Source organism: Marinobacter alkalisoli, assembly GCF_045449855.1.
Classification (GTDB): domain Bacteria; phylum Pseudomonadota; class Gammaproteobacteria; order Pseudomonadales; family Oleiphilaceae; genus Marinobacter.
In genome coordinates this window covers 1-13,610 of the sequence record NZ_JBJJLC010000042.1, presented here as the reverse complement: position 1 = coordinate 13,610, position 13,610 = coordinate 1, and the positions used below count along the sequence as shown (strand labels likewise).

Below are 13,610 nucleotides of genomic sequence, written 5' to 3'. Positions count from 1 at the left end.
TAGTCCCCGTCTGGCTTATGGTCGGGCGGGGATGCCGTCGTTCTGCAGTCCTGAATTAACCGGAAACGTTTATGATCAAATCGATAAAAGACAATTGGTTCTCCAATGTTCGCGGTGACCTGCTGGCAGGCATCGTGGTAGCGCTGGCGCTGATTCCCGAAGCCATCGCCTTCTCCATCATTGCGGGTGTGGACCCCAAGGTCGGGCTATACGCCTCCTTCTGTATTGCGGTTATCATCGCCTTCGTGGGCGGTCGCCCGGGCATGATCTCCGCCGCCACCGGCGCCATGGCGCTGCTGATGGTCACCCTGGTGAAAGAGCACGGCCTGGAATACCTGCTGGCCGCGACCCTGCTGACCGGCGTGTTGCAGATCGGTGCCGGCTACCTGAAGCTGGGCGGGCTGATGCGGTTTGTGTCCCGCTCGGTGGTGACCGGCTTCGTCAACGCCCTGGCGATCCTGATCTTCATGGCCCAGTTGCCGGAGCTGACCAATGTCACCTGGCACGTGTACGCCATGACCGCCGCTGGCCTGGGCATTATCTACCTGTTCCCGTTGATTCCGAGGGTTGGCAAAATCCTGCCATCTCCGCTGATCTGTATCGTCGGTCTGACCGCGGTGGCCATTTTCCTGAATCTGGACATCCGTACCGTCGGCGATATGGGCGAGTTGCCGGACACCCTGCCGATCTTCCTGTGGCCGGATGTGCCGCTGAACCTGGAAACCCTGATGATTATCCTGCCGTATTCCGTGGCTCTGGCCGTGGTTGGCCTGCTGGAGTCTATGATGACCGCCACCATCGTGGACGATCTCACCGATACCTCCAGTGACCGCAACCGCGAGTGTAAAGGCCAGGGTATCGCCAACATCGGTTCCGGCCTGCTGGGCGGCATGGCGGGCTGCGCGATGATTGGTCAGTCCATTATCAACGTCAAATCGGGTGGCCGTGGCCGTTTGTCGACCCTTACCGCGGGTGTTTTCCTGCTGGTGATGGTGCTGGTACTGGATGCCTGGCTGGTGCAGATCCCCATGGCCGCGCTGGTGGCGGTGATGATCATGGTGTCCATCGGTACCTTTTCCTGGGACTCCATTCTCAACCTAAAAGAGCACCCGCTGTCCACCAACATCGTCATGGTGGTGACGGTGATTGTCGTGGTCGCGACCCACAACCTGGCGTTCGGTGTGCTGGCCGGTGTGCTGCTCGCGGCACTGTTCTTTGCCAACAAGATCGGCCACTTCATGTTCGTCGGCTCGGAACTCGATGACGCCAGTGAAACCCGCACCTACCGTGTGGTGGGCCAGGTGTTCTTCAGCTCCTCGGAGAAATTCATCGCCGCCTTCGATTTCAAGGAAGCCCTGGACAAGGTGGTGATTGACCTCAGCCGTGCCCACTTCTGGGACATTACCGCCGTAGGCGCCCTCGATAAGGTGGTGATCAAGTTCCGCCGTGAAGGCGCGGATGTGGAGGTGATCGGCCTCAATGAAGCCAGCGCCACCATCGTTGACCGTTTCGGCGTGCACGACAAGCCGGATGCAGTTGACCAGCTGATGGGGCACTGATATGACTACTCATTATGCTCAAGGCAGTGCTGATGCAAATCCGCATAATGACAATAAAAAGTCGAACCAAGGTAGCGAGGTAACGATGACCCGGGTCGTAGGATGTATTGATGGTTCCAGGGCGGCACTGGCCGTCTGTGATTATGCGGCGTGGGCCAGCCAGCGCATGGAAACACCGCTGATGCTGTTTCACGTGCTGGATGAGGAGCGTTACCCGGCAGAGACAGATATGGCGGGCAGCATTGGCCTGGGTAGCCGGGAACACCTGATGGAGGAACTGGCGGAACTGGACCAGAAGCGCAGCAAGCTGGCGCTGGAGCAGGGCCATCATATGCTCAATGCCGCCGAAGAACGGGTGAAATCCCGCGGCGTTCAGGATGTGATCAAGCGCCAGCGCCACGGTGACCTGACCGACTCCCTGCTGGCGATTGAAAGCGAGACCCGCCTGCTGGTGATGGGCCTGCACGGCGAAACCAGTACCGAACGTGATGTACACATCGGCAGCCAGCTGGAAACCGTGATCCGCAGCGTACACCGTCCGATTATGCTGGTGCCCGATAACTTCTCCGAGCCGCGCAGCGCCATGCTGGCGTTCGATGGTTCCGCGACCGCGTTCAAGGGTATCGAACTGCTGGCCAACAGCCCGGTGTTCAGGGGCTTTCCCCTGCACCTGGTGATGATTGGCCCGGATACCAACGATCGCTGGGAACAGCTCAAGAAAGCCGAGCGCATGCTGGCGGACCTGGGGTGCGAAGTGCATCTGGCCATTCGCGCCGGCGATGTGGAGAAAACCCTGCACGCCTATCAGGAAGAGCACGATATCGACCTGCTGGTGATGGGCGCCTATGGCCATTCCCGCATTCGTCAGTTCCTGGTGGGCAGCACCACCACCAATATGCTCAAGACTGCGGAAAAGCCGCTGGTTATCCTGCGCTAGGTACGGGTGAGAGCGACGTGCATAATCGCTGCACTCTGTTAGTCTTTAATAAGACCGCAACAAAATGATGAAGGCTATGGGCAGACAGTGTTTCCGGTTTTTCAGGGAGTGGGCACTGGCCACCATGCTGGCCGCTGCGGGGCTGATGGTGGCCGGGCCTGCCCAGGCCGAGGACGACCGCCCGGTGTTGAGGATTGCCTACGCGGAGTTCCCGCCCATTGAATACCGTAATGCCGATGGCGAAGCGGATGGCCTGTTCATTGACCTGACCCGCAAGGTGGCGGAGGAAGCCGGTTACACGCCGGATTTTATCTATCTGCCGGTGAGCCGGATCTATCTTTACATGCAAAACGGAAACATCGATGTCTGGCCCGGCTTGACCGGCATTCCGTCCCTCAAGGATGCGGTGCTGGAAACCTGGGTCAGTCCGATTCCAGTGCAACTCAGTGCCTGGTACGTGGAGGGCACGCCACCGCTGACCCACCTGGACGACCTCAAGGGCAAGACACTGATTGTGATTGGCGGCTACACCTATGGCGGTCTGCTGGGCAGGCTGAAAGCCGCCGATAACATAGACATAACCGAAGCGCCCAACCACCGCTCCGGCATCGATATGTTAAAGCGCAAACGCGGTGACTATCTGCTCGACTACCGGCAGCCCGTGCGGGAAATTCTCACGCATCCTTCGGACCGGGTGCTCAGGGATTCCGAAGTCAGGACCCGCAACGGCGCCTGGATCTTCTCCCTGGCCAACCCGAAGGCCGCCATCCTGCGCGAGGAATTCGACGATGCTTACCTGAGGCTGTCGGAACGGGGTGAAGTGCCGCCGGCGCGACAGGCGGACATGGGATCCTTTATTCCCGGGTTCCCCGAGGACCTATTGCAGTAGGTCATTCACGCAATTCCAGATCGCCGTACCAGGCCGTGGCGGACTCCCCGGTATTGTCGGAATCCGACATGATGGCCACGCCCCGCAGGCGCGGGGGCTCGTCACCGAATGCCGCCCGGTAATCCGCCACGATATCCCGCTCCACGGTCACCCATTCGCCGGCCTTATCCTCACCGGAGGCGACCGCGATCATCATGGTTTCTTCCGAGTAAGGGTTGGCTACGGTTTTCCCCTCCGCCAGCTGGTTGGCCCAGATGTAGTTGATGGCGTTTCCGGGCAGTTCCTCGCCAAACACGGCTTCCACGGTCTTGCGTTTGGCCCGTTCGAACCAGCCGGCCTTGTCCGGTTCGAACTCGAACGCCACGTAGATGCGGGCAGGGTAGTCGTCCCCGGATTTCTTGCGGGCATCCCCTTTCTCAAAGGTGTTGGACACCTTCCATCGCCATCGCAGGACCAGTGAATCTCCGGGGTCGACATCCAGGCGGGCAATCAGGCCCGAGGCACTGTTGCTGGTTTGTGCTTCGATCACCTGGGTGCCGTCTTCCTCAATCAGTCGGTAGGTGGTGTGGCGATCGATTTTCGGGAATTCCAGTGGCTCCCAGCCATCGTCCAGATGGTCCATTTGCGAAAACGGCTTGATGCTGGTGTCTGCAACGACAGCTCCGCTGGCGACCAGCAGTGCCGTGCCCAGAAACAGGGCGTTCAGTGAATCCGGTTTTTTCATACTCGCTTCCGTTGATGAACCCGATGTCTGTGTGGTTGACCGCGGCCGTCATAAAAAGTGCCTTGTTGCCGTGGCATTTCGTGTATATAGTGTCCCTATCCTTGGTCATATACCAGATATAGTGTTTATTTTGTAAACACTTCGACGGTATCGGGAATCCGGTGAGACTCCGGAACTGACGCGCAGCGGTATTGGGGAACGAGCGTGGCACCATGACACTGGCAACCGCCGGGAAGTCGCCACGCAAGGCCGAACCACACGGTTCACGCCCCTGAGTCCGAAGACCTGCCAGGGAAAACAACTGCACCTTCGCGTTTACAAGGTGAGCAGAATCGACAAACACGGCCTGACCGAACACCGATGTCGGATTACGCTTTGCTAATCCGACCTACGTGTAACCTGCGTGCCGCCTCTCCGATTCTCTGCCTACGCGAAGGACATGGAAACCAACGCGTACTCAGGAGAACCGAGATGTCCACTGCCACTGTGGCCCAACCCCCGGCCGACGCTTCCCAACCAGACGATACCGCTTCCCTTCAGGTAATTAAACGCAACGGCACCCTCGTTGGATTCAATCCGGCGAAAATCAGCGTGGCCGTCACCAAGGCCTTCCTGGCGGTGGAAGGCGATAAAGCCGCCGGCTCCGCCCACATCCACGATGCCGTCCAGCGCGTCACTGAGCAGGTCATACACGCCATCAGCCGGCGCCTGAAAGCCGGTGGCAAGGTCCACATCGAAGACATCCAGGACCAGGTGGAACTGGCGCTGATGCGGGCCGAGGAACAAAAGGTCGCCCGCGCCTACGTGCTGTACCGGGAAGAACACGCTCGCGAACGGGCCCGTCATGCGCCGATGGAAGCACACCCCCACCTGACCGTCAAACAGGCCAATGGCGACACCGTGCCGCTGGACCTGGGCCTGATGAAGCTTCAGGTAGAGCAGGCCGCCGCCGGGCTGGAAGGCATTGATGGCGAATCCCTGGTGGAAGACGCCCTGCGCAATCTCTATGACGGCATCGGCGAGGAAGACGTGCTGTCGGCGCTGGTGATGACCGCCCGTGGTCGCATTGAACAGGAGCCGGACTACAGCGCGGTCACCGCCCGCCTCCTGCTGGAACAGCTGCGCATGGAAACCGCCACGGCACTGGACCTGCCCCGCAGCCTGCCGCTGGCGGAGATTTATCCCCAGGCCCTGAGTGCCTTTATCGAAGCCGGCATCCAGTACGAATTGCTGGACGAGGCCCTGGCCACGTTCGACCTGGAACGCCTGGGCGCGGCCATCAAGCCGGAACAGGACCTGCAATTTGGCTTCCTCGGCCTGCAGACCCTGTACGACCGCTACTTCCTGCACTGGAACGGCGCCCGCCTGGAACTGCCCCAGGTGTTCTTCATGCGCGTGGCCATGGGTCTGGCGCTGCGGGAAGACAACCCGAACGAACGAGCCATCGAGTTCTACAACCTGTTGTCGTCCTTCGACTACATGGCGTCCACCCCGACGCTGTTCAACAGCGGCACCCGCCATTCCCAGCTGTCCTCCTGCTACCTCACCACCGTGGGTGACGACCTGGAAGGCATCTACGGCGCCATCCGCGACAATGCCATGCTGTCCAAATGGGCCGGCGGCCTGGGCAACGACTGGACCCCGGTGCGTGCGCTGGGCTCCCACATCAAGGGCACCAACGGCCAAAGCCAGGGCGTGGTGCCGTTCCTGAAAGTGGTGAATGACACCGCCGTGGCGGTGAACCAGGGTGGCAAGCGCAAGGGCGCGGTGTGCGCCTACCTGGAAAGCTGGCACCTGGACATCGAGGAATTCCTGGAACTGCGCAAGAACACCGGCGATGAACGCCGTCGCACCCACGACATGAACACCGCCAACTGGGTGCCGGACCTGCTGATCGAACGCATGCGCGAAGACCGCGACTGGACGCTGTTCTCCCCCAGCGATGTGCCGGATCTGCACGACCTGTACGGCAACGCCTTCCGCGAACGCTACGAGCATTACGAAGCGCTGGCGGAGCAGGGCAGAATCAAACTGTCCAAGAAAATCCCCGCCAAACAGCTGTGGCGCAAGATGCTCACCGTGCTGTTCGAGACCGGCCACCCGTGGATTACCTTCAAGGACCCGTGCAACCTGCGGTCTCCGCAGCAGCACCGGGGCGTGGTGCACAGCTCCAACCTGTGTACTGAAATTACCCTCAACACCAGTGCCGACGAAATCGCCGTGTGCAACCTGGGCTCGGTGAACCTGGCCGCCCATATCCGCGATGGCGAACTGGACGTACAACGCCTGGAACAAACCGTAGCCACCGCCGTGCGCATGCTCGATAACGTCATCGACATCAATTACTACGCTGTACCCCAGGCCAGAAACTCCAACCTGAAGCATCGCCCGGTTGGCCTGGGCCTGATGGGCTTTCAGGATGCGCTCTATCAACTCGGCCTGCCGTACACCAGCCCGGAAGCGGTGGAATTCGCTGATGTCGCCATGGAACAGCTCAGCTACTTCGCCATCCGCGCATCGGCTACCCTGGCCGGCGAACGAGGCGCCTATGAAACCTACGAAGGCTCCCTGTGGCATCAGGGCACCCTGCCCATCGACTCCATCAACCTGCTGAAGGAAGCCCGGCGCGAAGGCGACCTGTCCGTGAACACCAATACCCGCCTGGACTGGACACCGGTGCGGGAGCTGATCGCGAAGAACGGCATGCGCAACAGCAACGTCATGGCCATTGCCCCCACCGCGACCATTTCCAACATCGTGGGTGTGTCCCAGTCCATCGAACCGGCGTACCAGAACCTGTTCGTGAAATCGAACCTCTCCGGTGAGTTCACCGTGGTGAACCCTTCCCTGGTGCGGGACCTCAAGGCCGAAGGCCTGTGGGACAACGTGATGGTCAACGACCTCAAATACTTCGACGGCAGCGTGCAACAGATTGACCGCATTCCGAATGAACTCAAGGCCCGCTACGCCACCGCGTTCGAGATCGACCCACGCTGGCTGGTGGAAGCCGCCGCAAGACGCCAGAAATGGCTCGACCAGGCCCAGAGCCTGAACCTGTACATGGCCGAACCCAGCGGCAAGAAGCTGGACGCACTGTACCAACTGGCCTGGGAACGCGGCCTGAAAACCACCTACTACCTGCGCTCCCTGGGCGCCACCGGCGCCGAAAAAACCGCTCCGGTCGCCGCCCCGCAACCGCAGGTATGCAGCATCGACGAACCAGACTGCGAAGCCTGCCAATAATACCGGAGACCTATCATGCTCAACTGGGACGACGAATCAAAAACCGCATCCCGGCCGGAGGCCACGGGCGCCCCGGCCCCCGTCAACGTCGACGACAAACGCGTCATCAACGGCGAAACCGACATCAACCAGTTGGCGCCGTTCAAGTACCCCTGGGCCTGGGAGTACTTCATGAACGCCAACAAGAACCACTGGACCCCGCTGGACGTCAACATGGCCCAGGACGTCCACGACTACCACCACCGCCTGACTGCGCCGGAAAAGCACGTATACGAGAACGTGCTGGCCTACCTCACCACCTCTGATATCCTGGCCATGCGCAACATCGGCCTGGCGGTGATGGAGAAAATGAGCGCCCCGGAACTGCAGATCTACCAGGCGCGGCAGGTGTACGAGGAAGCCATGCACACCTGGGCCTACCAGCACTGCATCGAAACCCTCAACCTGGACCAGAGCGAAATCTACAACCGCTACCGCGTGGTGCCCGCCATCAACGGTAAGATCCAGATGGCCAACCGCCGCCTCGCCGCCGCCATGCGCTCCGACATGAACCTGCGCAACAAGGACGACTTGCAGGAATTCATCATGTCCTACCTGTTCTTCGCAGCGGTGTTCGAAGGCGCCTGGTTCTACAACGGCTTCAGCCCCATCTTCGCCCTGCAACGCCGCGGCCTGATGCGTGGTACCGGCGAACAGCTGCAATACATCCTGCGGGACGAAGCCATGCACTTCTCCTTCGGCCTGAAAGTGGTCAACCAGATCCTGGAAGAGGAAAACATCACCCTGGACCCGAAAGCCGTGCGCGACATGTGGGACGAATCCGAAGCGGCGGAAACCGCCTACGCTGACTACATCCTGCGCGACCCGATTCTGGGCTACTCCGCCGAGTACCACAGCGAACAGTTCCGCTTCGTGGCTAACCGCAGGGCCAGAACCGTGGGGCTGGAAGAACCGTTCCCGGGGGCGAAGAACGTATCGCCCTGGCTTGATGAGCAAGCCACCATGCGCAAAGAGAAGAACTTCTTTGAGACACGGGTGATTGAGTACCAGACCGGGGCGCAACTGGAGTGGTGAGGACTCACTGACCCTTAACCCAGTGGACTGCGAACCCCGGCAAAACCCTGACCCAGAACATGGGTGTAGATTTGAGTGGTTCGCAGGTCCGCATGGCCAAGCAGATCCTGGACCGTGCGGATGTCGTTGCCCCGTTTCAGTAATTCCGTTGCGAACGTGTGCCGGAAGGTGTGGCAGCCGGCAGGTTTGCCAATGCCAGATTCAGCGACAGCAGCTTTTACTGCCTTTTGGACGGAGCTGGTATGAATGTGATGACGAACGACCTTGCCCTGGTCGGTTTTGCTCAGACTCTGTGAGGTAAACAGCCATTGCCAGTCCAATGACATATCGGCGCTGGGATACTTGCGGGCCAGCGCAAATGGAAGGCTTACCGGTGTCTGGAAAGCCAGCTCCTTTGCCTTCCACGCCTTTCGAACTGAGGCGATATGGCGCTCCAGCTCTGAGATCAGGCTTCCAGGCATGAGGGTTGTTCTGTCTTTCGCGCCTTTTCCATCCCGAACAATGATGACCTGATTATTGAAATCGATATCCTTGAGTCTTAATCGGCAGGCCTCGGTCACCCTCAGGCCGGAACCGTACATCAATGATGCCAGAAGGTGATAGGGAGCCCCCAGTTTCCTGATGATCTTCATAGCCTCATCATGAGAGAGCACAACGGGCAAACGCTTTGGTTTTTTTGAACGAACAACCGAGCCAATCTCTCCCAAGGGTAAATCAAGAACCTTGGCGTAAAGAAACACCAGTGCATTCAACGCCTGGGCCTGAGTGGCGGCGGCTACATTGCGATGAACCGCTAGCCATGTGAGAAATTCATTTACCTCCACCGGCCCCATATCCCTCGGATGCTTCATCTGATGGAAGCGGATGAAAAAACGGATCCAGTACCAGTAGGATTTTTCGGTACGAATGCTGTAACGATTAACACGAATAACCGCGCGCACATGGTCGCGAAGGCGCGGTTGAGGTTGTTTGCCGTCCAATTTGGCAATCCTCCTTGTTGCTGTATATATGTACAGTATTATTGGTTGGGCAAAAACAGGAAGTCAAGCGATTACGTGGTGGTTTGAGAATAGCTGGGCTAAGCTGTTGTTAAATTTGAGACTTAAGGCCGTGAAGCGCGATAGAAAAGTGGTGTTATCGAGAACGCACTTTTTTGCAATATCGTGGAACTCGGTCTAGTTGCTGTTAAAGCTTCTATGGTCTGGCATATTTTATTAATCGTCGCAGTTGGAGTGCCAGGAGCCTTTTTGGCCACATTGGGCTATGTGGGCGCGCTTCTCCGCATAGCGAGGCATTTTTCGGGTGCTCTCAAGATGCTAATCGCTCTGCCCGTGTACGTGTTGTATTCAATGGTGTTGGTTGCTCCGCTTTTCTACATGCTTGGCGAGTTCAGACCTGAGATGCAGACGTCCAACTTAAATTTGAGCGCAGTATTGGTGGCGTGGGGAGTCGTTGTAATTCCAAGTGTGTTCTACCTTGGTAGATACAGAATTCAGGAGCTTCGGAATGCCGGCTACTTCCTGCCACCCCGATAAAGGCTTTAACAATGCCAGTCACGGCGACGCCTTTTTCGTTGCGGCTTCGCCTCCACTACAAAGCCGCGCGTGCTGGCGGCGTTAAATGTCCTAGGGGAGAAAAGTAATGGACTGGCTTACCTATATCTCAATCGCCGCTCTGGCTATGGGCGTTTGGCACGAGATTAATCGCTTCCCCGCGACCGCTGAATCTTTACGTAATCTCCAAGATCGAATCGACGATTTACAATCTGATAACGAAGATCTTCAGCAACGCCTTTCTACGCTGGAAGATGATTACCGCGAAGTATGTGAGCAGGTAGATCGAATTCGTGATCCCGCCTATTGGAGTGCCATTGACGCAAAAGATGGGCAAACTCTGTACGAGATGGATAAGGACCGAGAAAACATTTAACCAGAGGGTCAAGCTGACCGGTACTCCGCTGCGCTCCGAACCGGCAGCTTACCCAAGGCGTTAAATTCTTGGGAGGCGTCGTGTCACTGCGGCATGTGCTAGGGATAATCATACTCGGCCACTCCGCTTTTGTAGCCGTTCAACTGGCCATGAACTTCAATGATCTCCGGCAGCAGACAACGGCTTTCGCAGCACCACAAGACCCGTTTTTGTATCTTTCAGGCTTCGTTGCTTTCAATGCTTTAATCATCATTGCAGCAGCCAGCCTTGGGGCCTATTTAATGCGGGCGAAAGAGCTCAGGCTCTTGTGGATACTACCTCCTGCAATAGTAGCTTCGCTCTACGGTGGTTATAGTTTGGGGATTGGTGCCGCGGCACTCGGCCTATGCCTACGGGAGCGGTATCAGTCCAGAAAAATTTAACAAAGTGTTGTAGTACGTTCCGGGCCTGGCGGCCCTACACCGGACGCCCATTTCGCTGCGCTACATGGGCGCCGCTAAACAACAGCGTTATAGGGCTTCTAGACGATCATGAGCAAACTGGCTGGAATGACCATCAATGAGCGTCTCTTTCATGTCGGTATCATGGATGAGTTTGATGCGGCCATTTTGTCTCGCGATCAAGAAGAAGCAATTGCTCTATTGCAACGTGTAGAGCTTTCGAAGGAAGAGGCAATGGCGACTGTGGCAACCATTTTTGAGGCCCCGGATACCTATGGCTACACCAAGCGGTAACCCAGGTGCTTTGCAGCCCAATAACAAGGCCATTAAGTCTGTTCCGGGCCTACGGCCCTCCACCGGACGCCCTTGTCAGGGCGCCGCTTATGGCTGGCGTTAGGCTCATAGGAGAATAAATACGTGCAAGAGATTATAGATGCCGCTACGAACCTTCCCATTTTGGTACAGGGAGCGCTAGGGTCTGGATTATTTTGGCTGGTGTTACTGTTTTTGAACTTATCAAGAAAATGGCTTTTTTCTCATGCGGTCCTGCTGGGAAAAAAGGCACGAAAAGATATCCTTGAAGATCGTCGTTTTTTTTACAGATCAGTAGTATCTAATGATCACGCGATGCTAACTTTATCTTCGGTAGCCCTCTTGTTTGCAGCGTTCAGAAATTTTATGCACGCTTTAATCTGCCTTGTCATTGGGTTTATATTTAGCCAGTTTTTGTCAGTATTTTTATACATAGGATGTCTATTTGCTTTGTATTTCTTGTTAGTTGCGTCAATTAGAGTTGGTGATCTCCATACTACAGATGACAGTGACATTACTGAAAGGATAGAAGAAATAGATCTCCAAATAGGTAAGGCTGGTGAATAGGCCTAACAAGGCCATCAAGGTTGTTCCGGGCCGATGGCCCTCCACCGGACGCCCTTGTCAGGGCGCCGCTTATGGCTGGCGTTATGGCATACGGTAGGTGAGCAGAGTATTTATGTCCGAAGATGTTCCAACTTACCCGTTCATGATAATTGCGGCCTTGTTGGGTGGGCTTTTCCTGTTCGCCAACGCCAGAATGTCTCGATACCGGGAAGCGGCCTCGAAGTTTCGTGAGACCATTGAGCCGACGATTTCTAAGCTAAACCACAGCGAGGGTGGCACTACGGCCATACTGGAGGCCGATTTCGAGAAGCATGAGCAGGCAGTTCGAGAATTCTCACGGTACCTGGCCTTCTCGAAAAAGCAGTTTCTCGGTTGCTGGCGTGATTACGCCTTCCATCCAGAAGCAGGCATCCACTTTTTGGAAGCTTACTCTTCGGTTGGTGTGTCAGTTTCAAAGGCCAAAAGTAATCGAGAGTTGGCTATTTCTAAGCTGACAAGGTTGGTGAACTATGCCAAGCCATAACAAGGCCAAGCACAGCGACAGCTTTTTCGTTGCGGCTTCGCCTCCACTACAAAGCTGCGCGTGTTGGCAGCGTTATCACACAAGGAGGTGCATCAATGAAGCAAACAGGTAGTTGTCTCTGCGGGGGAATTCAATACGAAATCAACGGTCCGCTGACCGATGTTCTGAACTGTCACTGTTCAATGTGTCGAAAGCTTCATGCCTCGGCGTTCAGAACCCGCGCTAAAGTGCAATCCACGGATTGGCACACCGTCAAAGGTCAAGAGTTGCTGAAGTTCTACGAATCTTCTCCGGGTGAGCACAAAGGTTTCTGCTCAAACTGTGGCTCCAGCCTCTATACAAAATTCGATGCAGCCCCCGAGGTCTATGGTTTCCCACTCGGAACACTCGATACCGACCCAGGAGTAAAAGCAGAGCGCCATGTATTCGTAGGCAGTAAGGCTCATTGGTTCGAGATTGCGGATGATCTACCTCAGCATGCAGAGTATGACTGAGACAGTGATAACCAAGCGGTCAACCGGACGCCAAAAGCGTACCGCTTTTGGTTCCCTTCGCTGCGCTACGGCGCCGGTTACCATCAGCGTTAGAGGGCTAGATGTCAGATCTGTGTGAATTGATAGATCTTTTAGAAGCAGCCCAGTCGGGTCGCTTTGACCTCAGAACTTTTGTCAGCTCTTTTGATGCAGTGTATTGGAATCTTAACGATAGAGCTGTCTCTGGAAATTCGGCCGCTTGGGTGGCAGTCAATGAGCTCGCTGAGCAATTGGAATATTTTGATCCGGTAAATCAGGATGCACCTGGGCTTTTCGGCGAGACCGAGCTTCGAGCGCTAATTGATAGGGCATTACTTAAATGCCAGCTCTCTAACAATTAGTTCCAGTTCGTTTCGGCCTTCGGCCTCCACCGGACGCCCTTGTCAGGGCGCCGCTGAACAAAAGCGTTATGTTTCCTGGAGTGATCAGTGGCTTCAGCAGAGCACATGAAATATCGGAAAATGGAGTTTCAGCCCAACGTGCCCGATACACTCTTTTCCGAGGACGAGATCGAGCTGTTGGTCACATACGGCTCGTGGCTTGCAGCTCTCATGCGCGGGGCAATTAGTCCTGAAACACCAGCCCAAGAGCGCTTCGTCGAGGTTTGTAATGGAAACAAAAATCCGGAAAGTCAGTTCGAAAAAGTCTGGGCCAAGTACATTAAACGCAAAATCTGGGAGTCAGAAAATCCAGACTATGTGGGCAAGCAAGAGGCTGACTTGCTGGTGAATCTGGGCATAACTGGTCGTGGCTGGGGCGTTTACGGCCATTTCAAGTAAAACATAACAAGGCGCATCAATTCGCGGCCGGTGGCCGCCGGACGCCCTTTTCATTGCGGCTACGCCTCCATTACAAGGGCGCCGTTGTGCGCTGGCGTTAA

Annotated in this window: 15 protein-coding genes and 1 riboswitch; of the genes, 13 read left to right on the top strand and 2 right to left on the bottom strand. The window is 56.6% G+C overall.

The genetic code is table 11. The features are described from left to right. The first annotated feature begins 71 nt into the window (after window positions 1-71). From ACJO5Y_RS16450 to ACJO5Y_RS16440, 3 genes are all read left to right on the top strand, one after another. Window positions 72-1,559, top strand: coding sequence for a SulP family inorganic anion transporter (locus tag ACJO5Y_RS16450; RefSeq protein WP_406988737.1), 1,488 nt, complete (start codon window positions 72-74; stop codon window positions 1,557-1,559). A gap of 85 nt (window positions 1,560-1,644) precedes the next feature. Continuing rightward, window positions 1,645-2,496 carry a universal stress protein gene (locus ACJO5Y_RS16445; RefSeq protein WP_406988735.1) on the top strand — a complete coding sequence of 284 codons (852 nt, stop codon included), beginning with the start codon at window positions 1,645-1,647 and terminating at the stop codon, window positions 2,494-2,496. A gap of 76 nt (window positions 2,497-2,572) precedes the next feature. Then, window positions 2,573-3,385: a substrate-binding periplasmic protein gene (locus ACJO5Y_RS16440; RefSeq protein WP_406988733.1), complete on the top strand. Its 813-nt coding sequence runs from the start codon at window positions 2,573-2,575 to the stop codon at window positions 3,383-3,385. Between the two features lies 1 nt (window position 3,386). On the opposite strand, the gene ACJO5Y_RS16435 is transcribed toward ACJO5Y_RS16440, so the two are convergent. Then, window positions 3,387-4,109 (bottom strand): DUF3047 domain-containing protein, encoded by a 723-nt coding sequence (locus ACJO5Y_RS16435; RefSeq protein ID WP_406988732.1) that lies wholly within the window; start codon window positions 4,107-4,109, stop codon window positions 3,387-3,389. An 85-nt stretch (window positions 4,110-4,194) separates the two neighbouring features. Then, window positions 4,195-4,416: riboswitch (cobalamin riboswitch) on the top strand. Window positions 4,417-4,580: 164 nt separating this feature from the next. Between ACJO5Y_RS16435 and ACJO5Y_RS16430 the strand changes: the two genes are divergently transcribed. Together ACJO5Y_RS16430 and ACJO5Y_RS16425 are read left to right on the top strand one after the other, a co-directional pair. Continuing rightward, window positions 4,581-7,352: a ribonucleoside-diphosphate reductase subunit alpha gene (locus tag ACJO5Y_RS16430; RefSeq protein ID WP_406988730.1), complete on the top strand. Its 2,772-nt coding sequence runs from the start codon at window positions 4,581-4,583 to the stop codon at window positions 7,350-7,352. 15 nt (window positions 7,353-7,367) lie between these two features. Further along, complete coding sequence (locus ACJO5Y_RS16425; protein ID WP_406988728.1) at window positions 7,368-8,426, top strand: ribonucleotide-diphosphate reductase subunit beta; 1,059 nt, start codon at window positions 7,368-7,370, stop codon at window positions 8,424-8,426. Window positions 8,427-8,440: 14 nt separating this feature from the next. Here ACJO5Y_RS16425 and ACJO5Y_RS16420 read toward each other — a convergent pair whose 3' ends face one another. Further along, entirely contained in the window at window positions 8,441-9,406 is a 966-nt protein-coding gene (locus tag ACJO5Y_RS16420) for an integron integrase (protein WP_406988726.1), read from the bottom strand. 661 nt (window positions 9,407-10,067) lie between these two features. Here ACJO5Y_RS16420 and ACJO5Y_RS16415 point away from each other — a divergent pair. The 8 genes from ACJO5Y_RS16415 (at window position 10,068) to maoP (ending at window position 13,509) form a co-directional block, all read left to right on the top strand. Then, on the top strand, window positions 10,068-10,355 hold the full coding sequence (locus tag ACJO5Y_RS16415; protein ID WP_406988725.1) for a hypothetical protein: 288 nt from the start codon (window positions 10,068-10,070) through the stop codon (window positions 10,353-10,355). Window positions 10,356-10,435: 80 nt separating this feature from the next. Beyond that, window positions 10,436-10,777: a hypothetical protein gene (locus ACJO5Y_RS16410; RefSeq protein ID WP_406988724.1), complete on the top strand. Its 342-nt coding sequence runs from the start codon at window positions 10,436-10,438 to the stop codon at window positions 10,775-10,777. A gap of 108 nt (window positions 10,778-10,885) precedes the next feature. Then, window positions 10,886-11,089 (top strand): hypothetical protein, encoded by a 204-nt coding sequence (locus ACJO5Y_RS16405; protein WP_406988723.1) that lies wholly within the window; start codon window positions 10,886-10,888, stop codon window positions 11,087-11,089. A 123-nt stretch (window positions 11,090-11,212) separates the two neighbouring features. Then, window positions 11,213-11,674, top strand: a complete 462-nt coding sequence (locus tag ACJO5Y_RS16400; protein WP_406988722.1) for a hypothetical protein — start codon at window positions 11,213-11,215, stop codon at window positions 11,672-11,674. A 112-nt stretch (window positions 11,675-11,786) separates the two neighbouring features. Further along, the gene (locus tag ACJO5Y_RS16395) at window positions 11,787-12,197 is read left to right on the top strand and encodes a hypothetical protein (RefSeq protein ID WP_406988721.1); all 411 of its coding nucleotides are present in this window, start codon (window positions 11,787-11,789) and stop codon (window positions 12,195-12,197) included. A 95-nt stretch (window positions 12,198-12,292) separates the two neighbouring features. Beyond that, window positions 12,293-12,691, top strand: a complete 399-nt coding sequence (locus ACJO5Y_RS16390; protein ID WP_406988719.1) for a GFA family protein — start codon at window positions 12,293-12,295, stop codon at window positions 12,689-12,691. Window positions 12,692-12,792: 101 nt separating this feature from the next. Next, window positions 12,793-13,071 carry a hypothetical protein gene (locus tag ACJO5Y_RS16385; RefSeq protein ID WP_406988718.1) on the top strand — a complete coding sequence of 93 codons (279 nt, stop codon included), beginning with the start codon at window positions 12,793-12,795 and terminating at the stop codon, window positions 13,069-13,071. 87 nt (window positions 13,072-13,158) lie between these two features. Further along, a complete protein-coding gene (gene maoP / locus ACJO5Y_RS16380) occupies window positions 13,159-13,509 on the top strand; it encodes a DUF413 domain-containing protein (RefSeq protein ID WP_061333867.1) in 351 nt (116 codons plus the stop codon). The last annotated feature ends 101 nt before the right edge of the window (window positions 13,510-13,610 follow it).

What these genes read in the sequence shown, in the direction of transcription:
- ACJO5Y_RS16450 (WP_406988737.1), top strand. Translation starts at nt 72, where the DNA reads ATGATCAAATCGATAAAAGACAATTGGTTCTCCAATGTTCGCGGTGAC.
- ACJO5Y_RS16445 (WP_406988735.1), top strand. Translation starts at nt 1,645, where the DNA reads ATGACCCGGGTCGTAGGATGTATTGATGGTTCCAGGGCGGCACTGGCC.
- ACJO5Y_RS16440 (WP_406988733.1), top strand. Translation starts at nt 2,573, where the DNA reads ATGGGCAGACAGTGTTTCCGGTTTTTCAGGGAGTGGGCACTGGCCACC.
- ACJO5Y_RS16435 (WP_406988732.1), bottom strand. Translation starts at nt 4,109, where the DNA reads ATGAAAAAACCGGATTCACTGAACGCCCTGTTTCTGGGCACGGCACTG.
- ACJO5Y_RS16430 (WP_406988730.1), top strand. Translation starts at nt 4,581, where the DNA reads ATGTCCACTGCCACTGTGGCCCAACCCCCGGCCGACGCTTCCCAACCA.
- ACJO5Y_RS16425 (WP_406988728.1), top strand. Translation starts at nt 7,368, where the DNA reads ATGCTCAACTGGGACGACGAATCAAAAACCGCATCCCGGCCGGAGGCC.
- ACJO5Y_RS16415 (WP_406988725.1), top strand. Translation starts at nt 10,068, where the DNA reads ATGGACTGGCTTACCTATATCTCAATCGCCGCTCTGGCTATGGGCGTT.
- ACJO5Y_RS16405 (WP_406988723.1), top strand. Translation starts at nt 10,886, where the DNA reads ATGAGCAAACTGGCTGGAATGACCATCAATGAGCGTCTCTTTCATGTC.
- ACJO5Y_RS16395 (WP_406988721.1), top strand. Translation starts at nt 11,787, where the DNA reads ATGTCCGAAGATGTTCCAACTTACCCGTTCATGATAATTGCGGCCTTG.
- ACJO5Y_RS16390 (WP_406988719.1), top strand. Translation starts at nt 12,293, where the DNA reads ATGAAGCAAACAGGTAGTTGTCTCTGCGGGGGAATTCAATACGAAATC.
- ACJO5Y_RS16385 (WP_406988718.1), top strand. Translation starts at nt 12,793, where the DNA reads ATGTCAGATCTGTGTGAATTGATAGATCTTTTAGAAGCAGCCCAGTCG.